Here is a 22,182-nt window from a genome sequence, read left to right as displayed (position 1 = left end):
CAAAACCTAAGTTGTTATTCAATTCCAGTGTATCGACCTATCAGCGCAGGATGATGCCGGCAAACCACAGGGTCATCAGCCCCAGCACACCGATGATCATCGAAGCGGCGTAGCTGTAGATGAAACCGGTCTGCAGCTTGCGGGTCAGGCGGGAGAACACGCCGACCAGCTTGGCCGTCCCGTTCACCATCAGGCCGTCGATCAGCAGCATGTCACCCGCTTTCCAGCACAGGGTGCCCAGCGCGCGTGAACCTTTGGCGAACAGGTTGAAGTACAGATCGTCCATGTAGTACTTGTTGTCCAGCACCTTGTGCACGGCGCTGAAGCGCTGCTTGATGGCCGCCGGAATCTGCGGCGCCTTCATGTAGAAGAACCAGGCCACCACCACGCCGGAGAGCGCGAGCCAGAACGGCAGCGTGCTCAGGCCGTGGATGGCCATCGCCAGCGGACCGTGGAACTCTTCGGCCAGCTCGTGCATGCCCGGGTGCTTCAGCGCGTCGATGGTGATCGCGCCCTTGAAGAAGTCGCCGAACAGCAGCGGTTCGATGGCGAAGAAGCCGATCAGCACCGACGGAATCGCCAGCACCACGAGCGGCAGGGTCACCACCCACGGGCTCTCGTGCGGCTTGTCGTTCGGGCCCAGACCATGATGATGATCGGCGGTCGGCTCCTCGTCGTCGTGATCGCCTTCGTGGCCATGATGCGAACCGTGGTTCTCCATCCAGCGTTCTTTACCATGGAACACCAGGAAGTACATGCGGAAGGAGTAGAACGCGGTCACGAACACGCCGGCGATCAGCGCCCAGTAGGCAACGCCGGCGAACGGCAGGTGCGAGGCGGCCACGGCTTCGATGATCGAGTCCTTCGAGTAGAAGCCCGAGAAGAACGGAGTACCGATCAGCGCCAGCGAACCGATCAGCGAGGTGATCCAGGTGATCGGCATGTACTTGCGCAGGCCGCCCATGTTGCGCATGTCCTGATCGTGGTGCATGCCCATGATCACCGAACCGGCGCCGAGGAACAGCAAGGCCTTGAAGAAGGCGTGCGTCATCACGTGGAACATGGCGGCGGAGTAAGCCGACGCGCCCAGCGCCACGGTCATGTAGCCGAGCTGCGAAAGCGTGGAATACGCCACCACTTTCTTGATGTCGTTCTGCACGATGCCCAGGAAGCCCATGAACAGCGCGGTGATGGTGCCGGAGATCATCACGAAGTTCAGCGCGGTGTCCGACATCTCGAACAGCGGGCTCATGCGCGACACCATGAACAGACCGGCGGTCACCATGGTGGCGGCGTGGATCAGCGCCGAGATCGGGGTCGGACCTTCCATCGAGTCCGGCAGCCACACGTGCAGCGGGAACTGGGCCGACTTACCCATGGCGCCGACGAACAGCAGGATGCAGGTCACGGTCATCAGCGACCACTCGACACCCGGGAAGATCTGGATGGTCTTGTTGGCGAGCGCCGGAGCCGCGGCGAACACGTCGCTGTAATTCAGCGAGCCGCCGAAGTAGCTCAGCACCAGGCCGATGCCCAGCAGGAAGCCGAAGTCACCCACGCGGTTGACCAGGAAGGCCTTCAGGTTGGCGAAGATCGCGGTCGGACGCTTGAACCAGAAGCCGATCAGCAGGTAGGACACCAGGCCCACTGCTTCCCAACCGAAGAACAGCTGGATGAAGTTGTTGCTCATCACCAGCATCAGCATCGAGAAGGTAAACAGCGAGATGTAGCTGAAGAAGCGCTGGTAGCCCGGATCTTCCTGCATGTAGCCGATGGTGTACACGTGCACCATCAGCGACACACAGCTCACCACCACCATCATCATCGCGGTCAGGTTGTCCACCAGGAAGCCGACCGAGTACTCGTGGCCGCCTACGGTCAGCCAGGTGTAGACCGGGCCGTTGAAGACTTCCGCCTGCCCGGAGAGGAAGCCGGACAGCACCTTGAGCGACAAGGCAGCCGAAACCGCCACCCCCAGAATGGTCACGACGTGTGAGGCACGACGTCCGATGGCCCATCCAAACAAGCCCGCGATGAGAGACCCGGCCAGCGGCGCCAGGGCAATCAGCAGGTATAAGCTTTTCATATCCATGCTTTGTGCTTTGTAGTTTGGTATCCGGTTTGCCTTAGCCTTTGAGGCTGCCCAAGTCTTCGACGTTGATGGTCTGCAGATTGCGGAACAGCACCACCAGGATCGCCAGACCGATGGCGGACTCGGCGGCCGCCACGGTCAGGATGAAGAAGACGAAAATCTGCCCTGCCGTATCCGACAGGTAATGCGAGAACGCGATGAAGTTGAAATTCACCGCGAGCAGCATCAGCTCGATAGCCATCAGGAGAACGATCACGTTCTTCCTGTTCAGAAAGATGCCCAGCACACTGATAGCAAACAGGATTGCGGCCAGCACCAGGAAGTGAGTCAGCGTCAGCACGTTTCCTCCCTTATGTTGTTCGGCCGTCAGGCCTGTTGATCAGCGGACTCGGCTTCAGCAACCGGTTCCGAACGTTTTACGGCGGCCATCTTCACCAGGCGCACACGGTCGTCGCGGCGTACCACGACCTGCTCGCCCGGATTGATGAACTTGGTGTCCTTGCGCTTGCGCATGGTCAGCGCGATGGCGGCCACCATGCCGACCAGCAGCACCACGGCGGCCAGTTCGAACGGCCACAGGTAGGTGGTATAGATCAGGAGGCCCAGCTCGCGGATGTTGCTGGCGTTGGCCGCCAGCGGTGCGGCGGCCTGGTAGCTGCCGAGGCTGGCCTCGGGGCTCAGCAGGATCAGCACCATCTCGCCCACCATGATCAGGCCGACGGTGCCGGCCAGCGGAGCGTTCTTCCAGAAGCCCTCACGCAGCTTCTCGAAATTGACGTCGAGCATCATCACCACGAACAGGAACAGCACCATCACGGCGCCGACGTAGACCAGTACCAGCGCAATGGCGAGGAACTCCGACTCCAGCAGCAGCCAGTGACCGGCGCTGGTGAAGAACGCCAGCACCAGGTACAGCGCGGCGTGCACCGGGTTCTTGGCCGTGATGACGCGGACCCCGGCGAAGATCAGAATCGCCGACAGCACATAAAAAACGACGGTAGCAAAACTCATCACACCCCCTTAGCGATACTTGGCATCAGCCGCCTTGCGGGCGGCAATCTCGGACTCGTACTTGTCACCGATGGCCAACAGCATGGGCTTGGTGTAGTAGAGGTCGCCACGCTTTTCGCCGTGATACTCGAAAATGTGGGTTTCCACGATGGCATCGACCGGACAGGCTTCTTCGCAGAAACCGCAGAAGATGCACTTGGTCAGGTCGATGTCGTAGCGCGAGGTGCGGCGGGTGCCGTCGTCACGCTGCTCGGACTCGATGGTGATCGCCATCGCCGGACACACCGCCTCGCACAGTTTGCAGGCGATGCAGCGCTCTTCTCCGTTGGCGTAGCGGCGCTGGGCGTGCAGACCGCGGAAACGCGGCGACAGCGGCGTCTTCTCTTCCGGGAACTGCACGGTAATCTTGCGCGCGAAGAAGTGGCGGCCGGTCAGCATCAGACCTTGCACCAGTTCCACCAGCAAGAACGTTTTGAAAAAATTGCGAATCGTATCCATGCTCTTCACCTAACCCGTATCAGTTCCAGAGCGTCAACGGGCTCATCATCCACACGCCGACGACAAACACCCAGACCAGCGTAACCGGAATGAACACTTTCCAGCCCAGACGCATGATCTGGTCGTAGCGGTAACGCGGGAAGGTCGCGCGGAACCACAGGAAGCAGAACAGAACCAGCGACATCTTCAGCGCCATCCAGATGAAGCCGGAGGCACCCAGCAGACCCCACGAAGCCGGGAACGGCGACAGCCAGCCGCCCAGGAACATCAGCGAGGTCATCGCCGCGATCAGGATCATGTTGGCGTATTCGGCGAGGAAGAACACGGCGAAGGCCATGCCGGAGTATTCCACGTGGAAGCCTGCCACGATCTCGGATTCACCTTCGGCCACGTCGAACGGAGCACGGTTGGTCTCGGCCACGCCGGAAATCAGGTAGACGATGAACAGCGGGAACAGCGGCAGCCAGTTCCACGACAGCGCGGAACCACCGGCCACGCCATGCCCCTGCTGGTTGACGATGTCGACCAGGTTCAGGCTGCCGCTCACCATCAGCACGCCGACCAGGGCGAAGCCCATGGCGATTTCGTACGACACGATCTGTGCCGCCGAACGCAGTGCGCCGAGGAACGAGTACTTCGAGTTGGCGGCCCAGCCGGCGATGATCACGCCGTACACGCCCATCGAGGTGATGGCCATGATGTAGAGCAGCGAGGCGTTGGTGTTCGCCAGCACCAGGGTGTCGGTGAACGGCACCACAGCCCAGGCGGCCAGCGCCGGGCCGATCGACAGCACCGGAGCCAACAGGAACAGGCCCTTGCTGGACTGGGTCGGGAGAATGATCTCCTTCATCAGCAGCTTGATGCCGTCGGCCAGCGGCTGCAGCAGGCCGTAGTAACCGACCCGGTTCGGGCCGATACGCACCTGCATGTAACCGATCACCTTACGTTCGGCCAAGGTCAGGTAGGCCACTGCACCCATCATCGGCGCCACGATGGCGACGATCTTGAGCAGGGTCCACACGGTGAGCCCCGCCTCATTGCCAAGAATGCTTTGCAAGAACTCCATCATTTACCCCTGCTTGATCTCGATCGGGTCGAACATGCCGCCCAGCGCGATGGTGGTCGGGTGGGCGGTTGCCAGGCGCACGACACCGGCCGGCAGCGTGGCATCGGCTTCGATCGCCACACGCACCTGAGCATCTCCCTGCTTCAGCGTCACCACGGCGCCGGATTGCACGCCGGCAGCGTCCAGCACGCTCTGCGCGGCATGCGCGACCGGTACGGCAGCGGCACGAGTCGCCTGCAGCGACGGGGCGCGGCGGCAGATGGCGTCGGCCTGATACAGCGGCACTTCGCCGACACGAACCAGAGCGGCGGCAGCCGGCTGAACGTTGGCCGAAACCGTGCTCAGCGCGTTGTTCAGGCTGGCGGCGATATCGCCCTTACCCTGCCACTCGGCGCGCACTTCTTCGACACTGGTGTACTCGAAGCCGGAAATCCCCAGCATGTTGCCCAGTACGCGCAGCACCTTCCAGGCCGGACGTGCTTCGCCCAGCGGACGGACCACGCCGTTGAAGGTCTGCAGGCGGCCTTCCATGTTGACGAAGGAGCCGGCGGTCTCGGAGAACGGCGCGATCGGCAGCAGCACGTCGGCGTAGTCGAGCAGGCCCTCGGCCTTGAACGCGGTCAGCGCGATCACGGTCTCGGCCGACTTCATCGCGGCGACGGCGGCTTGCGGGTTGTAGCTGTCGAATTCGACTTCGGTGTTCAGCAGCACGTAGGCCTTGCGCGGCTCGGCGATCATCTGCTGGGCGTTGAGGCCGGCCGATACGGAAGCTCCGAAGACGCCACGCGTCGGCACGGCGCCGACCAGCTCGGCACCGACGCTGTTGGCCGCCTCGGCCAGCACGCCGAAGCGGGCGCCGCTCAGGCGGGCGATTTCCTGCGCCAGCGACAACAGTTCGGAGAAGGCCGGATGGTGCTGCGCCACGTTGCCCAGCACCACCGAGGCAGTCTCGGCGCCGCACAGGCTTTCGGCGATACGCTGCGCTTCGGCCGACACGGTCACAGCGGCCAGATCGATCGCGCTCTCGCCCGACTTGATCGCCACCACGGCTTTCAGCACCTGGGCCAGCGCGTTCACCAGCGACAGCGGCGAAACGATCAGCTTGGCGTTGAGCTTGGTCAGCAGGACATCGTCGGCGACGTGGATGACGTTGAGCTCGCTGCCCTTCTTCACGGCCTGGCGCAGGCGCGAGGCCAACAGCGGCTGCTCCTGGCGCTGGGTGCTGCCCACCACTAGTACGGACTTGGCCGAAGCCAATTCGACGATGCTGGAACCCAGCCACTGCGCGCCCTGCTGGGCGGCGTCGGCGCGGAAGTCGGAGCGGCGCAGGCGGTAGTCGACGTTGTTCACGCCGAAGCTGCGCGCCAGCTTCTGCGCCAGGAACAGTTCTTCGGTGGTGCTGTGCGGGCTGGCCAGCACGCCGATGGCATCCTTGCCATGATCGCGCGACACGCCGTTCAGGCCCTTGACCACGTACTCCAGCGCGGTCTGCCAGTCGGCTTCGTGCCACTGGCCGTCGTGCTTGATCATCGGCTTCTGCAGACGCTCGGCGCTGTTCAGGCCTTCGTAGGAGAAGCGGTCACGGTCGGCGATCCAGCACTCGTTGATCTCTTCGTTTTCGAGCGGCAGCACGCGCATCACCTGGTTGCCCTTGACCTGGACAATCAGGTTGGAACCGAGGCCGTCGTGCGGGCTGACCGACTTGCGGCGCGACAGCTCCCAGGCGCGGGTGCTGTAGCGGAACGGCTTGGAAGTCAGCGCGCCCACCGGACACAGGTCGATGACGTTGCCGGAGATTTCCGAGTCCACGGTCTTGCCCAGGTAGGGCATGATTTCGGAGAACTCGCCACGGTTGGCCATGCCGATTTCCTGGAAGCCACCGATTTCTTCGGTGAAGCGCACGCAGCGGGTGCAGTGGATGCAGCGGCTCATTTCCTCGGCGGAAACCAGCGGCCCCATGTCCTTGCCCACCACCACGCGCTTCTCTTCCTGATAGCGCGAAGCGGAATTGCCGTAGCCCACGGCGAGATCCTGCAGCTGGCATTCGCCGCCCTGGTCGCAGATCGGGCAATCCAGCGGGTGGTTGATCAGCAGGAACTCCATCACCCCGGCCTGGGCCTTCTTGGCCATGTCGGAGTGGGTGTGCACCTTCATGCCGTCCGTCACCGGAGTGGCACAGGCCGGCAGCGGCTTGGGAGCCTTCTCTACCTCGACCAGGCACATGCGGCAGTTGGCCGCGATGGAGAGTTTCTTGTGGTAACAAAAGTGAGGGATGTACGTACCCACCGAGTGAGCCGCATCCATGACGGTGCTACCCTGCGGGACCGTCAGTTTCTTACCGTCGATTTCAATTTCAAGCATCGCTCAACACCATTTGTGGTCCACCAAGGTCTTCCCGTGTTCGATCGCGTATTCGAACTCATGACGGAAATGCTTGGTGAAACTGCGAACCGGGAACACCGCGGCATCGGCCAGGGCGCAGATGGTGCGGCCCGCCATGTTGTTGCCCACGGAATCCAGAAGCTCCAGATCGCCCGGACGGCCCTGGCCGTTGGCGATGCGATGGATCACACGATAGAGCCAGCCGGTGCCTTCACGGCACGGGGTGCACTGACCGCAGGACTCTTCGTGGTAGAAGTAGGCCAGACGCTCCAGCGCCTTGATCATGCACACGTCTTCATTCATCACGATCACGGCGCCCGAGCCCAGCATGGAGCCGGCCTTGCTGATGCTGTCGTAATCCATGGTGCAGCTCATCATGATCTCGGCCGGCAGAATCGGCGCGGACGAACCGCCCGGGATCACCGCCTTGAGCTTCTTGCCGTCCTTCATGCCGCCGGCCATTTCCAGCAGCGTCGAGAACGGGGTGCCGAGCGGAATCTCGTAGTTGCCCGGACGATTGACGTGGCCGGAGACCGAGAACAGCTTGGTGCCGCCATTGTTCGGCTTGCCCGCTTCGAGGAACTTCTGCGCGCCGTCGCGGATGATGAACGGCACCGAAGCGAACGACTCGGTGTTGTTGATGGTGGTCGGCTTGCCGTAGAGACCGAAGCTCGCCGGGAACGGCGGCTTGAAGCGCGGCTGGCCTTTCTTGCCTTCCAGCGACTCCAGGAGTGCGGTTTCCTCGCCGCAGATGTAGGCACCGTAGCCGTGGTGAGCGTACAGCTCGAAGCTGAAGTCGGTGCCGAGGATGTTCTGACCGAGGAAGCCGGCCTTACGGGCCTCTTCCAGCGCCTCTTCGAAGCGCTGGTATTCGGCGAAGATCTCGCCGTGGATGTAGTTGTAGCCGGCCTTGGTGCCCATCGCGTAACCGGCGATGATCATGCCTTCGATCAGCGCGTGCGGGTTGAAGCGCAGGATGTCGCGGTCCTTGAAGGTACCCGGCTCGCCCTCGTCGGTATTGCACACGACGTACTTGTCGCCTGGGAACGAACGCGGCATGAAACTCCACTTCAGGCCGGTCGGGAAGCCCGCGCCGCCACGGCCGCGCAGGCCGGAGTTCTTCACCTCGGCAATCACGTCTTCCTGCGGCTGCTTGCTGTCGAGAATCTTGCGCAGCGCCTGGTAGCCGCCACGTGCCACGTAGGCGTCGAGGCGCCAGGCATCGGCGGCAGCCGTATCCACGCCTTCGAAAATCACACCATTGACGAAGACTGCCATTATTTCAACTCCGCCAGTTTTTTATCGATAGCTTCGGGCGTCATGAAGCTGCACATGCTGTGGTTGTTCACCAGCAGCACCGGAGCGTCGCCGCAAGCACCCATGCACTCCCCTTCCAGCAGGGTGTACATGCCGTCGGCGCTGGTTTCGCCGATGGCGATGCCCAGCTTGTCCGAGATGTACTCGGCAGCGTTGACGCCGCCGCGCAGCGCACAGGGCAGGTTGGTGCAGACGGTGATCTTGTATTTGCCCACCGGCTTCATGTCGTACATGTTGTAGAAGGTGGCGACTTCGTAGGCGGCTACCGGCGGAATTTCCAGGTAGTTGGCGACGAACTCGATCACCTCGCTATTCAGGCAGCGGGCCTCCGGGGTTTCACCGGTGGAACGCCGTTCTTCCAGCGCGATGCGCAGCGCGCCCATGACGGCGGAGCGCTTCTGGTCGGCCGGATATTTGGCGACCTCGCGGTCGATCAAGGCAAGCGATTGTGCGGACAGCATCAGCGGTCAATCTCCCCAAACACGATATCCTGAGTACCGATGATCGCGACCACGTCGGCGATCATGTGGCCGCGCGACATTTCGTCCAGGGCCGCCAGGTGGGCATAGCCGGGAGCGCGGATTTTCAGACGGTACGGCTTGTTGGCGCCATCCGACACCAGGTAGATGCCGAACTCACCCTTGGGGTGTTCCACCGCGGCGTAGGCCTCGCCTTCCGGCACGTGCATGCCTTCGGTGAACAGCTTGAAGTGGTGGATCAGCTCTTCCATGTTGCTCTTCATGCCTTCACGCGAAGGCGGAGCGACCTTGAAGTTGTCGGTGATGACCGGACCCGGATTCTTCTTGAGCCAATCGACGCATTGCTTGACGATGCGGTTGGATTGGCGCATTTCCTCGATGCGCACCAGATAGCGGTCGTAGCAGTCGCCGTTGACGCCGACCGGGATGTCGAAATCCATGCGGTCGTACACGTCGTACGGCTGTTTCTTGCGCAGGTCCCACTCGATGCCCGAACCACGCAGCATCGGGCCGGTGAAGCCGAGGTTCAGCGCACGCTCCGGCGACACCACGCCGATGCCGACGGTACGCTGCTTCCAGATGCGGTTGTCGGTCAGCAGGGTCTCGTACTCGTCCACGCACTTCGGGAAGCGCTGGGTGAAGTCGTCGATGAAGTCCAGCATGGTGCCCTGGCGGCCTTCGTTGAGCTTGGCCAGTTCACGCGCGTTCTTGATCTTGGAGACGGTGTACTGCGGCATCGAGTCCGGCAGGTCGCGATAGACGCCGCCCGGACGGAAGTACGCCGCGTGCATGCGCGCACCGGAGACCGCCTCGTAGCAGTCCATCAGGTCTTCACGCTCGCGGAAGGCGTACAGGAACATGGTCATCGCGCCGATGTCGATGGCGTGCGCCCCGATCCACAGCAGGTGGTTCAGGATACGGGTGATCTCGGCGAACATGACACGGATGTATTGCGCCCGCTCGGGAACTTCCACCCCGAGCAGCTTCTCGATAGCCAGGCAGTAGGCGTGTTCGTTACACATCATCGACACGTAGTCGAGGCGGTCCATGTAGGGCAACGACTGGATGAAGGTCTTGCTTTCGGCCAGCTTCTCGGTGCCGCGATGCAGCAGGCCGACGTGCGGGTCGGCGCGCTGGATCACTTCACCGTCGAGTTCCAGTACCAGACGCAGCACGCCGTGGGCGGCCGGGTGCTGCGGACCGAAGTTGAGCGTGTAGTTGCGAATCTCAGCCACCGTAGGTCTCCTCGCGAATGATGCGCGGGGTGATTTCCCGCGGTTCGATGGTGACCGGCTGGTAGATCACCCGTTGCTGGGTCGGGTCATAACGCATTTCGACGTAGCCGGACAGCGGGAAGTCCTTGCGGAACGGATGGCCGACGAAACCGTAGTCGGTCAGGATGCGGCGCAGGTCCGGATGGCCGTCGAAGACGATGCCGAAGAAGTCGAACGCCTCGCGCTCGAACCAGTTGGCGGAATTCCACACGTCGACGACGGAATTCACCACGGGGAAATCGTCTTCCGGTGCGAAAGTCTTGAGGCGGATGCGCCAGTTGTGTTTGAGGGACAGCAGATGATAGACGACGGCGAAACGCGGACCGTCCCAGGGCTGGTCCTTGTAGGTGCTGTAGTCGAGGCCGCACAGATCGATCAGTTGCTCGAACGACAATTCGGCATGATCGCGCAGCAGGGTAGCCACGTCGACGATGTTTTCTGCCTTGCAGACGATGGTCAGCTCATCGAGCGCCAGCGTGCTCTGGACAAGTCTGTCGCCCAGAACCTGCTCGACCACCGACTTGAGCGCTTCCATTTTGGAGGCCATGGGTTTCTACCTTAGCGGGCAATGGTGTTGGTACGTTTGATCTTGTTCTGCAGCTGGATGATGCCGTACAGCAGCGCTTCGGCGGTCGGAGGACAGCCGGGCACGTAGACATCCACAGGAACGATTCGGTCGCAACCCCGGACGACGGAGTACGAATAGTGATAGTAGCCACCACCGTTGGCACAGGACCCCATGGAGATGACCCAACGCGGCTCGGCCATCTGGTCGTAGACTTTGCGCAGGGCGGGGGCCATCTTGTTGCACAGCGTGCCGGCCACGATCATCAGGTCGGACTGACGCGGGCTGGGACGAAACACCACGCCGAAACGGTCGAGGTCGTAACGGGCCGCGCCCGCATGCATCATTTCCACCGCACAGCAGGCGAGGCCGAAGGTCATCGGCCACAGCGAACCGGTACGCGTGTAATTGATAAGCTTATCGGCGGTGGTAGTGATGAAACCTTTTTCGAGAATACCTTCTACTCCCATTCCAGGGCTCCCTTTTTCCACATGTAGACGAAGCCCAGCGTCAGAACCGCGATGAACTCCAGCATGACACCAAACCCGAACACACCCAGTTCCTTCAGCACGACGGCCCACGGGAACAAGAAGGTGATTTCGAGATCGAACAGAATGAAGAGAATAGCGACGAGGTAGTAACGCACATCGAATTTCATGCGTGCATCCTCAAAGGCCTCGAAGCCGCACTCGTAAGGTGAGAGCTTTTCGGGATCCGGACGATTGGGAGCCAGCAACCACCCCAAAACAATGGGGCCGACGCCGACCAGGAGCCCGACCAAGACGAACAACAGAATGGGAAAGTAATTTTGCAGCATTCCCGTACACCCCCAAAAAAAGGAGGTGTTACCCTCCTTGGCTCAAAATAAAACAGGCCACCGGAATCCCGGTGGCCTGTTCTTTTACGGTGGTGCCGACAGTGAGACTCGAACTCACACAGCTTTCGCCACTACCCCCTCAAGATAGCGTGTCTACCAATTTCACCATGTCGGCACATAACTAAACTTTTAGTCCGGTATCTTCGAACCGGCAGGCTTCTGATTCGCCGCGCCGCCCGGGAGTTGCGGCGCAACCTTTTCAACTTGCCCACCCATCACACCCAGCTCACTGGAGGGACCAGCCGAGAGCTTGACCAGGGCGAGACAGGTCGAGAAAAACACAATAGCTGCAACAGCAGTGGTGCGACTCAGGAAGTTCGCCGACCCTGAGGCCCCGAACAAACTACCCGAAGAACCTGCTCCGAACGCCGCGCCCATATCGGCGCCCTTGCCGTGCTGCATCAGGACAAGGACGATAATCGACATTGCGGACACAATATTGATTATCCAAATGAGCGTTTTTAGAATTTCCATACTATATCAATTTCGTAGCGGTTTGGCAAATCATCGAAAACGACTCTGGCACCAGGGATGCACCCCCTACCAGCGCTCCGTCAACATTATCGATGGACAGGATTGCCGCTGCATTCTCTGCCTTGACGCTGCCGCCGTAGAGGACGCGAATAGTAGCAGAGCCCTTCAGCCGGCGCAAGCATTCGGCCTTTATTTCGTGGTGAACCTCCTCGATCTGCTCGAGGCTGGCCACCTTGCCGGTACCGATCGCCCACACCGGCTCGTAGGCCACCACCACGGCGCCGCTGTCGACACCGTCGAGCGCCGACAACTGCTCCCGGATCACCGCGAAGTGACGCCCCGCCTCACGCTCTTCCAGCGTTTCCCCGACACAGTACACCGGCGTCAGGCCGGCGGCGATGACATTGAGCAGCTTCCGGCGCAGCTGGTCGCCCTCTTCTTTCAGGTACTGCCGGCGTTCGGAGTGGCCGACCAGCACGTAAGCGCAACCGACGTCGGCCAGCATCTGGGCGGAGGTCTCGCCGGTATAGGCACCGTCGTCGGCGAATTGACTGACATCCTGGGCGGCAAGAGAAAGACGGCTTCCCTTCAGCAGCTCGCCGACCGATACCAGGTAGGGGGCAGGAACCGCCAGGGCGACACCGGCACGGTCGACTTGTTCCGACGACAGCAGCTGCTTCACCAACTGTGCGTTGAAAGCGTGACGCCCATGCATTTTCCAGTTACCAATCACCAACTTATCAGCCATAGCACCCCCATATTATTCCGACGCGCATTATATCCCCGATCATTGGAGCGTCAAGCGAGCCGGCCGACGCCTTGAAACACAACTTGTAATATTTCTGCAAAATAGCGGGGCTACGATGCGTCCATCTCAACTTTGTCGCTCACTCGGAGTAAGCATGAAACAGTCCATTCGCCTGGCCGCCTCTCTGGTTCTGACGGGGGCCGTTGTTTCCGGTACGGCTTTCGCCGCTGACATTACCGGGGCCGGCGCTACCTTCCCTTACCCGCTGTACGCCAAATGGGCCGAGGCTTACAAAGCCGCCAGCAACAACAGCATGAACTACCAGTCGATCGGCTCCGGTGGCGGCATCAAGCAGATTCAGTCCAAGACCGTCGATTTCGGCGCTTCCGACATGCCGCTGAAGCCGGAAGAGCTGGCCAAGTCGAACCTGACCCAGTTCCCGACCGTGATCGGCGGCGTGGTGCCAGTGTACAACCTGCCGGGCGTGGCCTCCGGCCAGATCAAGTTCACCGGCACGCTGCTGGCCGACATCTTCCTCGGCAAGGTCAGCAAGTGGAACGACCCGGCCATCGCCGGCCTGAACCCGGGCGTGAAGCTGCCGGATCAGAAGATCACCGTGGTGCGCCGTTCGGACGGTTCCGGCACCACCTTCATCTTCACCAACTACCTGTCCAAGGTGTCCAGCGACTGGGCCGGCAAGGTCGGCTCCAACACCGCCGTGAACTGGCCGACCGGCGTGGGTGGCAAGGGTAACGAGGGCGTGGCCAACTACGTGACCCGCATCAAGGGCGCCATCGGCTACGTCGAATACGCCTACGCCAAGCAGAACAAGCTCTCCTACGGTCAGCTGCAGAACCAGGCCGGCAGCTACGTCGCCCCGAGCGAAGAGAGCTTCAAGGCCGCCGCCGGCAACGCCGACTGGAAAAACTCCCCAGGCTTCTACCTGATCCTGACCAACCAGCCGGGCAAGACCAGCTGGCCGATTTCCGGCGCCACCTTCATCCTGATGCACAAGAAACAGGATAAGCCGGAACAGGGCACCGAAGCGCTGAAGTTCTTCGACTGGGCCTACAAGAACGGCGACAAGACCGCGCTGGATCTGGACTACATTCCGATGCCGGCCAACGTCAAGACCACCATTCGCGACAGCTGGAAGCAGATCACCGACAACAGCGGCAAGGCCATCTGGAAGTAAATCGCCATTTCAGACGGCGGCTGGCACAATAGGAGCCTCTGTCCTGCCACCGCCGGGCGACCAGGCCGGGGAGACGTCTCTCCCCGGCTTTTTGTCTGGATCGAATACATAGAGCCACACATGGAAAAGTACAATAACGAGCAGCGGATGAACCGTCAGATGATGCTCGACAAGCTGTTCAGGAACGTGACGCTGACCTTCGCGTTCCTGGTCCTGGCGTTGTTGATCGGCATCCTGATTTCTCTCGTCATTGGCGCCCTGCCCAGCATCAAGGCGTTCGGCTGGCAGTTCTTCATCACCAGCGACTGGGACCCCGTGTCCGAGAAGTTCGGCGCGCTGGTCCCGATTTACGGCACCCTGGCCACCTCGCTGATCGCGCTCTTGATCGGCGTGCCGGTCAGCTTCGGCATCGCCCTGTTCCTGACCGAGCTGTGCCCGACCTGGCTCAAGCGCCCGCTGGGCATCGCGGTCGAGCTGTTGGCGGGCATCCCGTCGATCATCTACGGCATGTGGGGTCTGTTCGTGTTCGCCCCGCTGTTTGCCGACCATGTCCAGCCGATGCTGATCGACAACCTGGGCGAGTTACCACTGATCGGCTTCCTGTTCCAGGGCGCGCCGATGGGCATCGGCATCTTCACCGCCGGGCTGATCCTGGCGATCATGATCATTCCGTTCATCGCCTCGGTGATGCGCGACGTGTTCGAGGTGGTGCCGACCCTGCTCAAGGAGTCGGCTTACGGCCTGGGCTCGACCACCTGGGAGGTGGTGCGCTACGTGGTGCTGCCCTACACCAAGACCGGCGTGGTCGGCGGCATCATGCTGGGCCTGGGGCGCGCCCTGGGTGAAACCATGGCGGTGACCTTCGTGATCGGCAACTCGTCGAACTTCGCCACCGGCCTGTTCGAGCCGGGCAACTCGATCGCCTCGTCGCTGGCCAACGAGTTCGCCGAGGCGAGCGGCGAGCTGTACCTGTCGTCGCTGATCCAGCTCGGCCTGATCCTGTTCTTCATCACCTTCGTCGTGCTGGCCTGCTCCAAGATATTGTTGCTGCGCCTGAAGAAGCAAGAAGGGAAGGCTTCCTGAAATGAATGATCGTACGCATACCCCTGGCACCATGCCGTCCTCGCTGGCCGAGGCACCTGGGCTCTCCGGGCGTTTCAACATGGACCCGTCGCTCTACCGCCGCCGCCGGCTGATCAACGCCGTCAACATGGGGGCGTCGATGCTGGCGATGGTGTTTGGCCTGTTCTGGCTGTTCTGGATTCTGCTGACGCTGGTCCAGCAGGGGCTGGGCGGCTTGTCGCTCGACGTCTTCACCCGCAGCACGCCGCCGCCGGGCAGCGTCGGCGGCTTGGCCAACGCCATTTACGGCAGCCTGCTGATGACGCTGTTCGGCACCCTGATCGGCACGCCGATCGGCATCCTGGCCGGCATCTATCTGGCGGAATTCGGCCAGCGCGGCTGGCTGGCACCGGCCACCCGCTTCATCAACGATATCCTGCTGTCGGCGCCGTCGATCGTGATCGGCCTGTTCATCTATGAGATGTACGTGGTCAGCGTCGGCCATTTCTCCGGCTGGGCCGGAGCGCTGGCGCTGTCGATCCTGGTGATCCCGGTGGTGGTGCGCACCACCGAGAACATGCTGCGGCTGGTGCCGGGCAGCCTGCGCGAAGCGGCCGCCGCCCTGGGCGCGCCGCAGTGGAAGGTGACCCTGCAGGTAACGCTACGCTCGGCCAAGGCCGGGGTGCTGACCGGCATCCTGCTGGCGGTGGCGCGCATTTCCGGCGAGACCGCCCCGCTGTTGTTCACCGCGCTGAACAACCAATTCTGGAACAGCAATATGAACCAGCCGATGGCCAACCTGCCGATCGTGATCTTCCAGTTCGCCATGAGCCCCTACGAGGACTGGCACACGCTGGCCTGGGCCGGCTCGCTGCTGATCACCTTCAGCGTGCTGGCGCTGAACATCGTTGCCCGCTGGCTGGGCAGTCAGAAAAACCAATCGCATTAAGGCTTGACGGACATGGCTGAAAACAACATCAAGCTTCAGGTCAAGAATCTGAACTTCTACTACGGCAAATTCCACGCCCTGAAGGGCATCAACCTCGACATCGCCTCGCGCAAGGTGACGGCCTTCATCGGCCCGTCGGGCTGCGGCAAATCGACGCTGTTGCGCACCTTCAACCGCATGTTCCAGCTCTATCCCGGCCTGAACGCGGAAGGCGAGATCCTGCTCGACGGTCACAACATCCTCGGCCGCGACGTCGACGTCAACCTGTTGCGCGCCAAGGTCGGCATGGTGTTCCAGAAGCCGACGCCGTTCCCGATGTCGATCTACGACAACATCACCTTCGGCGTGAAGCTGTACGAGAAACTGTCGAAGGCGGAGATGGACGACCGCGTGGAGTGGGCGCTGCGCAAGGCGGCCTTGTGGAACGAGGTGAAGGACAAGCTCAAGCAGTCGGGCAATTCGCTCTCCGGTGGCCAGCAGCAGCGTCTGTGCATCGCCCGCGCCGTGGCCTCGCGCCCGGAGGTGCTGTTGCTCGACGAACCGACCTCGGCGCTGGACCCGATCTCGACCGCGCACATCGAGGAACTGATCCACGAGCTGAAAGAGGATTACACCATCGCCATCGTGACCCACAACATGCAGCAGGCGGCACGGGTGTCGGACTACACCGCCTACATGTACCTGGGCGAGATGGTCGAGTTCGGCGACACCGATGCGATTTTCACCACGCCGAAGAAGAAGGCGACCGAAGACTACATCACCGGCAAGTTCGGCTGATCGCCCACGGTTCCCGCCGTGTATCGCGCCCCTGCCCTGCAGGGGCGTGTGCTTTTATGGCCCCATCCGCGACGCTATGACACCTTGCTGGTTTGGCCAACGTCAAGTCGGCCATCGTGAGTTCTGAGGCGCTTGCCACACCTGATGTGAAAAACTTGACGTTCCCCCTCCCAGCGCCAACAATCCCGCCCTTCTTTCATCTTTTTGTAACTTATCATGCTGGACATTCTTTCAGGGCTGGAAACCCATGTGGCGCTGACCCTGATCCTGTCGCTGGGCTTCGTGCTGGCGTTCGAGTTCATCAACGGCTTCCACGATACCGCCAACGCCGTGGCCACGGTCATCTACACGCAGTCGATGAAACCTCAGGCGGCGGTACTGCTGTCGGGGATCTTCAACTTTCTCGGGGTGTTCGCGGGCGGCCTGGCGGTGGCCTACGCCATCGTCAACCTGCTGCCGGTGGACCTGCTGGTGGCGGTCAATTCCAGCCGCGGCATGGTGATGGTGTTCGCGCTGTTGACCTCGGCCATCATCTGGAACCTCGGTACTTGGTACTTCGGGATCCCGTCGTCGAGCAGCCACACGCTGATCGGTTCGATCCTCGGCGTCGGCGTCGGCAATTCGCTGATCAACGGCACCAACGTCAGCACCGGTATCAACTGGAGCAAGGCCATTGACGTCGGCCTGTCGCTGCTGTTCTCGCCGCTGTTCGGCGCGGGTCTCGCCGGGCTGATGCTGCTCGTGCTGATGAAGTGGCGGCCGCGCAGCAACATCCACAAGAGCCCGTACCAGCGCCAGCAGATCGAGGGGCGCAAGCACCCGCCGTTCTGGGCGCGTTTCATGCTGATCGTGTCGTCGCTGGGGATGAGCTTCTCGCACGGTTCCAACGACGGCCAGAAAGGCGTCGGGCTGGTGATGCTGGTGCTGATCGGCATCGTGCCGGGGCAGTTCGTGGTGAACCTGGACAGCGACCCGATCCAGATCGAGCATACCAAGATCGCCGCGCTGCAGCTGAAGGAGCTGTATCAGCGCAACGAGGCGGCGATCCTGGCGCAATACCCGGCGCCGAGCAAACCGGCCCCGGCGTTCAGCTGCAGCCCGTCGGCCACGCAGCAGTATGCCGCCGACCTGCTGTCGGCGATCGGGGAGTCGAAGAGCTATCAGCAGTTGCCGGAGAGCCGCCGCTGGGCGGTGCGTACCCAGCTGATCTGCCTGGCCGACAGCGCCAAGAAGATTTCCAAGATCGGCAGCATCGGCGACGTGGAGAAGAAACAGCTCAAGGGTATCCAGCGTGACCTGACCGCCACCACCGAGTATGCCCCGCTGTGGGTGATCGCCGCCGTGGCGCTGTCGATCGGCATCGGCACCATGGTGGGCTGGAAGCGCGTGGCACTCACGGTCGGCGAAAAGATCGGCAAGAAGGACATGACCTATTCGCAGGGCATGGCGGCACAAACCATGGCCGGGATTTCCATCGGGCTGGCCAGCTTCATCGGCGCGCCAGTGTCGACCACACAGGTGCTGTCGAGCGCGGTGGCGGGCACCATGGTGGTCGGCCGCTCGGGGCTGCAGCTGTCGACGCTGAAGAGCATCATCATGACCTGGGTGCTGACGCTGCCGGTGTGCATGGGCATGACCATCGGGCTGTATTACCTCGGCGTGCAGCTGTTCGGCTGAGAACTTGGGAATAAATCTGCTGCGCGTCCCCATCCCGGTTCTGTGATGCTCGCCGTACCACTTGTACGGCTGTGCTTCTCAAACCGGCCTGAGGACGCTCGCAACGATTTCTTCACCAACTCCCGATACTTCAATGAGACAAGACAAGGGCCGCTTCATGCGGCCCTTTTTCATGCTTTGAGGAAATGCTCGCGCCCGGCCAGCCAGCGCGTGAGGTGGGCGGCCGCTTCGTTCGGCCAGCGTTTGAGCATGTCGGGCGCCAACTCCTTGGCAGCCTCCAGCAAGGCAATGTCTTCTTCCAGGTTGGCGAAGCGCAGCATCGGCAGGCCGCTCTGACGCGCGCCGAGGAATTCGCCGGGGCCACGGATATTGAGGTCCTGGCGCGCGATTTCGAAGCCGTCGGTGTTTTCATAGATCACCTTGAGGCGCGCCTTGGCCAGTTCCGACAGCGGGGTGTCGAACATCAGGACGCAGGCGCTCTTGGCGGCACCGCGTCCGACCCGGCCGCGCAACTGGTGCAGTTGCGCGAGCCCCATGCGCTCGGCGTGCTCGATCACCATCAGGCTGGCGTTGGGGACGTCGACACCGACCTCGATCACCGTGGTCGCCACCAGCAGCTGCAGTTCGTTGGCGGCGAACGCGGCCATCACTTCGGCCTTTTCCGACGCTTTCATGCGTCCGTGCACCAGACCGACGCGCCACTGCGGCAGGTCTTCGGCCAACTGGGCATGCGTATCGACCGCGGTCTGCAGCTGCAGCGTTTCCGATTCCTCGATCAGCGGGCACACCCAGTAGGCCTGCTGGCCGCCGGCGCAGGTGCGGTCGACGTAGGCCACCACTTCGTCGCGGCGCGCGCTGTTGATGAGCTTGGTGACGATGGGGGTACGCCCCGGCGGCAGTTCGTCGATCACCGAGACGTCGAGGTCGGCGTAGAAGCTCATCGCCAGGGTGCGCGGGATCGGCGTGGCGGACATCATCAGCTGGTGCGGCTCGCCGCCCTTGCCCTGCAGCGCCAGGCGCTGCCCGACGCCGAAGCGGTGCTGCTCGTCGACGATGGACAGGCCGAGGTTGTCGAACACCACCTCGTCCTGGAACAGCGCGTGGGTGCCAATCACCAGCCGTGCCTGCCCGCTGGCGACCAGCTCCAGCGCCGCCGCCTTCTGCTTCTTGCGCAGCGAGCCGCTGAGCCAGGCCACCGGAATACCGAGCGGCTCCAGCCAGGCGGCGAGCTTGAGGTGGTGCTGTTCTGCCAGGATTTCAGTCGGCGCCATCAGCGCCACCTGGAAACCGGCCTCGATCGCCGCCAGCGCGCTCAGCGCCGCGACCACGGTCTTGCCGCTGCCGACGTCGCCTTGCAGCAGGCGGTGCATGGGGTGCGCCTGCGCCAGGTCGGCATGAATCTCGCCCAGCACCTTCTGCTGCGCCGCGGTCAAGGCGAACGGCAGGCTGGCGGTCAGCGCGGCGCGCAGCCGGCCGTCGCCGGCGATCACCGGTGCCCGGCCCTGGCGCCGCGCGCGGTAGGCCAGCCGCATCGACAGCTGCTGCGCCAGCAGCTCGTCGAACTTCAGGCGCTGCCAGGCCGGCAGCGCCGGGTCGGCGAGCTGGGTGGCCGAGTATTCCGGCGTCGGGGCGTGCAGCAGACGGATGGAGTCGGCGAACGGCACCAGCCCGAGCCGCTGGCGCACCGCTTCCGGCAGGGTTTCGGCGAGGGCTTGCGCCTTCAGCTCGGCGTGGATCAGCCGGCGCAGTACCGGCTGGGTCAGTCCGTTGACGGTGGGGTAGACCGGGGTCAGGCTGTCGGCCAGCGGATCGCCTTCCAGCACTTCGCGGATCTTCGGGTGCACCATCTCGTCACCGTGGAAGCCGCGCCGCACCTCGCCCAGCGCGCGCACGCGCTTGCCCTGCGCCAGCTGCTTGAGATGGTTGGGGTAGAAATGGATGAAGCGCAGCATCAGCGCGCCGCTCTTGTCCTCGAGCTGCACCAGCAGTTGCTTGCGCGGACGATACTGCACTTCCTGCGCGACGACCTCGCCCTCGACCAGCGCCGGCTGGCCGTACGGCGCCTGGGCGATCGGATAGAGGTGGGTTTCGTCCTCGTAGCGCAGCGGCAGGTGCAGGATGAGGTCGAAACGGCGGCGGATGCCGAGCTTTTCCAGCCGCTTGGCGGTGGCGGGCGCCACGGCGGGCGGCTGGCTGGCGATATCGGGAACGATGCTCATCACCGGCCGATTGTACCGAAAAACAAAATGGCGGAAGACACCACGGTGTCATCCGCCATCGCTACGCGGTGGAGTAGCGCCTTACTGGCGCTCCCACACCTGCGTCCGCCCCAGCAGCGCCACGCCGAGGAAGCCGCGTACTTCGAGCTTGTTGCCGCCGTCGACCAGTTTCATCTTGGCGCTATAGACCTTGCCGGACTTGGGATCGAGGATCTCGCCGCCGTTCCAGCCCTCGCCATCCTTCTTCAGCCCCCAGAGGATGGTCAGGCCGTTGACCGGCTTGCCCTTGTTGGCGCCGTCGCACTTCTCGCACACGGCATCGGGCTTGCTGAACAGCTTGACGATCTTGCCCGAGAGCTGGCCGTCCGCCCCTTCGCTGATCTGCACCAGCGCCTTGGCCTGCTTGGTTTCGTCGTCGATGGTCTTCCAGGTGCCGGCGGCACCCTGCGCCAGCACCGACTGGGCCAGCAGGCCGCCAGACAGGGCCAGCAGCGCCCATTTCGCAACACGTTTCATGATTGTTCCTCTCCTCGTGTCAGCCCACTATTTAAACGTTGGTTTGGAGCCGTGGCTCGAGAATGCCTGCGCGCCGGGCAGCCGTCAAGAATCGGGCAGTTCGAACACGCCGGAACCGACAAAAATGATACGCCCGCCCACGCTCACCGTGCCGGCCGCATCGACCGACAGCGCCAGTACGTTGAGGCGGTCGATGGCGTGGCCCTGCTCCACGCGCCAGGTCAGCGAGCGGCGGCCGTTCAGCGCGCACCAGCCGCCGAGATTGGCGCAGGCCGAGCCGGTGCCGGGGTCTTCGATCACCGCGCCGTGCTGCTCGAAGAACAGCCGCACCGTGGCGACGTTGTTCTCTTCGTGCCACAGGTAGGCGATGCTGCGGCCGGGATGAAGCGTGGCGCGTTGCATGAACAGCAAGGGATCGGGCCGTGCGGCCAGCACCGCCTCGCGGCTGGCGATGCGCACCAGCAGTTGCTCCGTGCCGGTGTTGACCCATTCCGGCGCGGCGACGATGTCGGCGGCGGAGAGGCCGAGCATTTCGGCAGTGTCGGTCAGGCCGAGCCCGGACGGCCGCACCGTAGCGGCGTTGGCCTGCAGCGTGAACAGGCCGTCGCGGTGCGTCAGCGGAATCGGACCGGCCTGGGTTGCCAGCACGAAGTCGTCCCCCGCCCTCCCCAGCCGGTGCAGGACGGCGGCGCTGCCCAGCGTAGGGTGGCCGGCAAACGGCAGTTCGTAACTCGGGGTAAAGATGCGCAACCGTGCCGCCGCCTCTCGCGCCGGAGACAGGAACACCGTTTCCGACAGGTTGAACTGGCGCGCGATGGCCTGCATGGTGTCGTCGCCGAGGCCTTCGGCATCGGGGAATACCGCGAGCGGGTTGCCGCCGAAGTGGCTTTCGGCGAACACGTTGACGAGTTGGAAGGGGAACGAACGCATCACGGCTCCTCATGACGGACAAGGAAAACGCCCGATTAGGCCACAGCTCCTCCTGCCGCGACAGGCGGCGCGGC

22 protein-coding genes and 1 tRNA gene are annotated in these 22,182 nt (G+C 62.8%); 5 read left to right on the top strand and 18 right to left on the bottom strand.

The genetic code is table 11. The annotated features are described in order from the left end of the window. Positions 1-40: 40 nt before the first annotated feature. The 15 genes from nuoL to tpiA all read right to left on the bottom strand — a co-directional run bounded on the left by nuoL (position 41) and on the right by tpiA (position 12,783). Positions 41-2,092 (bottom strand): NADH-quinone oxidoreductase subunit L, encoded by a 2,052-nt coding sequence (gene nuoL / locus PSEMAI1_RS0102715; RefSeq protein WP_024301380.1) that lies wholly within the window; start codon positions 2,090-2,092, stop codon positions 41-43. A 34-nt stretch (positions 2,093-2,126) separates the two neighbouring features. After that, positions 2,127-2,432 carry an NADH-quinone oxidoreductase subunit NuoK gene (gene nuoK / locus PSEMAI1_RS0102710; protein WP_008953442.1) on the bottom strand — a complete coding sequence of 102 codons (306 nt, stop codon included), beginning with the start codon at positions 2,430-2,432 and terminating at the stop codon, positions 2,127-2,129. Between the two features lie 26 nt (positions 2,433-2,458). Then, entirely contained in the window at positions 2,459-3,103 is a 645-nt protein-coding gene (locus PSEMAI1_RS0102705) for an NADH-quinone oxidoreductase subunit J (protein WP_024301379.1), read from the bottom strand. Between the two features lie 9 nt (positions 3,104-3,112). Further along, complete coding sequence (gene nuoI / locus PSEMAI1_RS0102700) at positions 3,113-3,592, bottom strand: NADH-quinone oxidoreductase subunit NuoI (RefSeq protein ID WP_198019650.1); 480 nt, start codon at positions 3,590-3,592, stop codon at positions 3,113-3,115. A gap of 28 nt (positions 3,593-3,620) precedes the next feature. Further along, entirely contained in the window at positions 3,621-4,670 is a 1,050-nt protein-coding gene (nuoH, locus tag PSEMAI1_RS0102695) for an NADH-quinone oxidoreductase subunit NuoH (protein WP_036986174.1), read from the bottom strand. Next, the gene (gene nuoG / locus PSEMAI1_RS0102690) at positions 4,671-7,028 is read right to left on the bottom strand and encodes an NADH-quinone oxidoreductase subunit NuoG (protein ID WP_024301377.1); all 2,358 of its coding nucleotides are present in this window, start codon (positions 7,026-7,028) and stop codon (positions 4,671-4,673) included. Between the two features lie 3 nt (positions 7,029-7,031). Beyond that, positions 7,032-8,327 carry an NADH-quinone oxidoreductase subunit NuoF gene (nuoF, locus tag PSEMAI1_RS0102685; RefSeq protein WP_024301376.1) on the bottom strand — a complete coding sequence of 432 codons (1,296 nt, stop codon included), beginning with the start codon at positions 8,325-8,327 and terminating at the stop codon, positions 7,032-7,034. Then, positions 8,327-8,827 carry an NADH-quinone oxidoreductase subunit NuoE gene (nuoE, locus tag PSEMAI1_RS0102680; protein ID WP_024301375.1) on the bottom strand — a complete coding sequence of 167 codons (501 nt, stop codon included), beginning with the start codon at positions 8,825-8,827 and terminating at the stop codon, positions 8,327-8,329. Before nuoE ends, nuoF begins: the two co-directional genes overlap by 1 nt. Next, a complete protein-coding gene (locus PSEMAI1_RS0102675; protein WP_024301374.1) occupies positions 8,827-10,080 on the bottom strand; it encodes an NADH-quinone oxidoreductase subunit D in 1,254 nt (417 codons plus the stop codon). Before PSEMAI1_RS0102675 ends, nuoE begins: the two co-directional genes overlap by 1 nt. Further along, positions 10,073-10,666 carry an NADH-quinone oxidoreductase subunit C gene (locus tag PSEMAI1_RS0102670; protein WP_024301373.1) on the bottom strand — a complete coding sequence of 198 codons (594 nt, stop codon included), beginning with the start codon at positions 10,664-10,666 and terminating at the stop codon, positions 10,073-10,075. The genes PSEMAI1_RS0102675 and PSEMAI1_RS0102670 overlap by 8 nt, the downstream gene beginning before the upstream one ends. Before the next feature lie 11 nt (positions 10,667-10,677). Continuing rightward, positions 10,678-11,154 carry an NADH-quinone oxidoreductase subunit B family protein gene (locus tag PSEMAI1_RS0102665; RefSeq protein WP_008953451.1) on the bottom strand — a complete coding sequence of 159 codons (477 nt, stop codon included), beginning with the start codon at positions 11,152-11,154 and terminating at the stop codon, positions 10,678-10,680. Next, positions 11,145-11,501 carry an NADH-quinone oxidoreductase subunit A gene (locus PSEMAI1_RS0102660; RefSeq protein ID WP_024301372.1) on the bottom strand — a complete coding sequence of 119 codons (357 nt, stop codon included), beginning with the start codon at positions 11,499-11,501 and terminating at the stop codon, positions 11,145-11,147. Before PSEMAI1_RS0102660 ends, PSEMAI1_RS0102665 begins: the two co-directional genes overlap by 10 nt. Before the next feature lie 90 nt (positions 11,502-11,591). Then, positions 11,592-11,676 (bottom strand) — tRNA-Leu (locus PSEMAI1_RS0102655). 14 nt (positions 11,677-11,690) lie between these two features. Further along, positions 11,691-12,035 carry a preprotein translocase subunit SecG gene (gene secG / locus PSEMAI1_RS0102650; RefSeq protein ID WP_024301371.1) on the bottom strand — a complete coding sequence of 115 codons (345 nt, stop codon included), beginning with the start codon at positions 12,033-12,035 and terminating at the stop codon, positions 11,691-11,693. A gap of 1 nt (position 12,036) precedes the next feature. Next, a complete protein-coding gene (gene tpiA, locus PSEMAI1_RS0102645; protein WP_024301370.1) occupies positions 12,037-12,783 on the bottom strand; it encodes a triose-phosphate isomerase in 747 nt (248 codons plus the stop codon). A gap of 154 nt (positions 12,784-12,937) precedes the next feature. Between tpiA and pstS the strand changes: the two genes are divergently transcribed. The 5 genes from pstS (at position 12,938) to PSEMAI1_RS0102620 (ending at position 18,443) form a co-directional block, all read left to right on the top strand. Continuing rightward, a complete protein-coding gene (pstS, locus tag PSEMAI1_RS0102640) occupies positions 12,938-13,978 on the top strand; it encodes a phosphate ABC transporter substrate-binding protein PstS (protein ID WP_024301369.1) in 1,041 nt (346 codons plus the stop codon). A gap of 120 nt (positions 13,979-14,098) precedes the next feature. Further along, entirely contained in the window at positions 14,099-15,061 is a 963-nt protein-coding gene (gene pstC, locus PSEMAI1_RS0102635; RefSeq protein WP_024301368.1) for a phosphate ABC transporter permease subunit PstC, read from the top strand. Position 15,062: 1 nt separating this feature from the next. Continuing rightward, a complete protein-coding gene (gene pstA / locus PSEMAI1_RS0102630) occupies positions 15,063-15,989 on the top strand; it encodes a phosphate ABC transporter permease PstA (RefSeq protein WP_029770462.1) in 927 nt (308 codons plus the stop codon). A gap of 12 nt (positions 15,990-16,001) precedes the next feature. Further along, complete coding sequence (gene pstB / locus PSEMAI1_RS0102625; protein ID WP_024301366.1) at positions 16,002-16,766, top strand: phosphate ABC transporter ATP-binding protein PstB; 765 nt, start codon at positions 16,002-16,004, stop codon at positions 16,764-16,766. A gap of 216 nt (positions 16,767-16,982) precedes the next feature. Beyond that, positions 16,983-18,443, top strand: a complete 1,461-nt coding sequence (locus tag PSEMAI1_RS0102620) for an inorganic phosphate transporter (protein ID WP_024301365.1) — start codon at positions 16,983-16,985, stop codon at positions 18,441-18,443. A 170-nt stretch (positions 18,444-18,613) separates the two neighbouring features. On the opposite strand, the gene recG is transcribed toward PSEMAI1_RS0102620, so the two are convergent. From recG to PSEMAI1_RS0102605, 3 genes are all read right to left on the bottom strand, one after another. Then, a complete protein-coding gene (gene recG, locus PSEMAI1_RS0102615) occupies positions 18,614-20,662 on the bottom strand; it encodes an ATP-dependent DNA helicase RecG (protein ID WP_024301364.1) in 2,049 nt (682 codons plus the stop codon). 81 nt (positions 20,663-20,743) lie between these two features. Continuing rightward, positions 20,744-21,178 (bottom strand): DUF2147 domain-containing protein, encoded by a 435-nt coding sequence (locus tag PSEMAI1_RS0102610; RefSeq protein ID WP_024301363.1) that lies wholly within the window; start codon positions 21,176-21,178, stop codon positions 20,744-20,746. An 84-nt stretch (positions 21,179-21,262) separates the two neighbouring features. Continuing rightward, complete coding sequence (locus tag PSEMAI1_RS0102605) at positions 21,263-22,108, bottom strand: PhzF family phenazine biosynthesis protein (RefSeq protein WP_036986173.1); 846 nt, start codon at positions 22,106-22,108, stop codon at positions 21,263-21,265. Between the last annotated feature and the right edge of the window lie 74 nt (positions 22,109-22,182).

The sequence above is a fragment of the Pseudogulbenkiania sp. MAI-1 genome (assembly GCF_000527175.1).
Classification (GTDB): domain Bacteria; phylum Pseudomonadota; class Gammaproteobacteria; order Burkholderiales; family Chromobacteriaceae; genus Pseudogulbenkiania.
The sequence above is the reverse complement of the archived record's forward strand: the minus strand, read 5'-3'. Positions and strand labels throughout refer to the sequence as shown.

Coding starts and splice junctions, on each gene's coding strand:
- nuoL (WP_024301380.1), bottom strand. CDS start 2,092: ATGGATATGAAAAGCTTATACCTGCTGATTGCCCTGGCGCCGCTGGCC.
- PSEMAI1_RS0102705 (WP_024301379.1), bottom strand. CDS start 3,103: ATGAGTTTTGCTACCGTCGTTTTTTATGTGCTGTCGGCGATTCTGATC.
- nuoH (WP_036986174.1), bottom strand. CDS start 4,670: ATGATGGAGTTCTTGCAAAGCATTCTTGGCAATGAGGCGGGGCTCACC.
- nuoG (WP_024301377.1), bottom strand. CDS start 7,028: ATGCTTGAAATTGAAATCGACGGTAAGAAACTGACGGTCCCGCAGGGT.
- nuoF (WP_024301376.1), bottom strand. CDS start 8,327: ATGGCAGTCTTCGTCAATGGTGTGATTTTCGAAGGCGTGGATACGGCT.
- nuoE (WP_024301375.1), bottom strand. CDS start 8,827: ATGCTGTCCGCACAATCGCTTGCCTTGATCGACCGCGAGGTCGCCAAA.
- PSEMAI1_RS0102670 (WP_024301373.1), bottom strand. CDS start 10,666: ATGGCCTCCAAAATGGAAGCGCTCAAGTCGGTGGTCGAGCAGGTTCTG.
- PSEMAI1_RS0102665 (WP_008953451.1), bottom strand. CDS start 11,154: ATGGGAGTAGAAGGTATTCTCGAAAAAGGTTTCATCACTACCACCGCC.
- PSEMAI1_RS0102660 (WP_024301372.1), bottom strand. CDS start 11,501: ATGCTGCAAAATTACTTTCCCATTCTGTTGTTCGTCTTGGTCGGGCTC.
- secG (WP_024301371.1), bottom strand. CDS start 12,035: ATGGAAATTCTAAAAACGCTCATTTGGATAATCAATATTGTGTCCGCA.
- tpiA (WP_024301370.1), bottom strand. CDS start 12,783: ATGGCTGATAAGTTGGTGATTGGTAACTGGAAAATGCATGGGCGTCAC.
- pstS (WP_024301369.1), top strand. CDS start 12,938: ATGAAACAGTCCATTCGCCTGGCCGCCTCTCTGGTTCTGACGGGGGCC.
- pstC (WP_024301368.1), top strand. CDS start 14,099: ATGGAAAAGTACAATAACGAGCAGCGGATGAACCGTCAGATGATGCTC.
- pstA (WP_029770462.1), top strand. CDS start 15,063: ATGAATGATCGTACGCATACCCCTGGCACCATGCCGTCCTCGCTGGCC.
- pstB (WP_024301366.1), top strand. CDS start 16,002: ATGGCTGAAAACAACATCAAGCTTCAGGTCAAGAATCTGAACTTCTAC.
- PSEMAI1_RS0102620 (WP_024301365.1), top strand. CDS start 16,983: ATGCTGGACATTCTTTCAGGGCTGGAAACCCATGTGGCGCTGACCCTG.
- recG (WP_024301364.1), bottom strand. CDS start 20,662: ATGAGCATCGTTCCCGATATCGCCAGCCAGCCGCCCGCCGTGGCGCCC.
- PSEMAI1_RS0102610 (WP_024301363.1), bottom strand. CDS start 21,178: ATGAAACGTGTTGCGAAATGGGCGCTGCTGGCCCTGTCTGGCGGCCTG.
- PSEMAI1_RS0102605 (WP_036986173.1), bottom strand. CDS start 22,108: ATGCGTTCGTTCCCCTTCCAACTCGTCAACGTGTTCGCCGAAAGCCAC.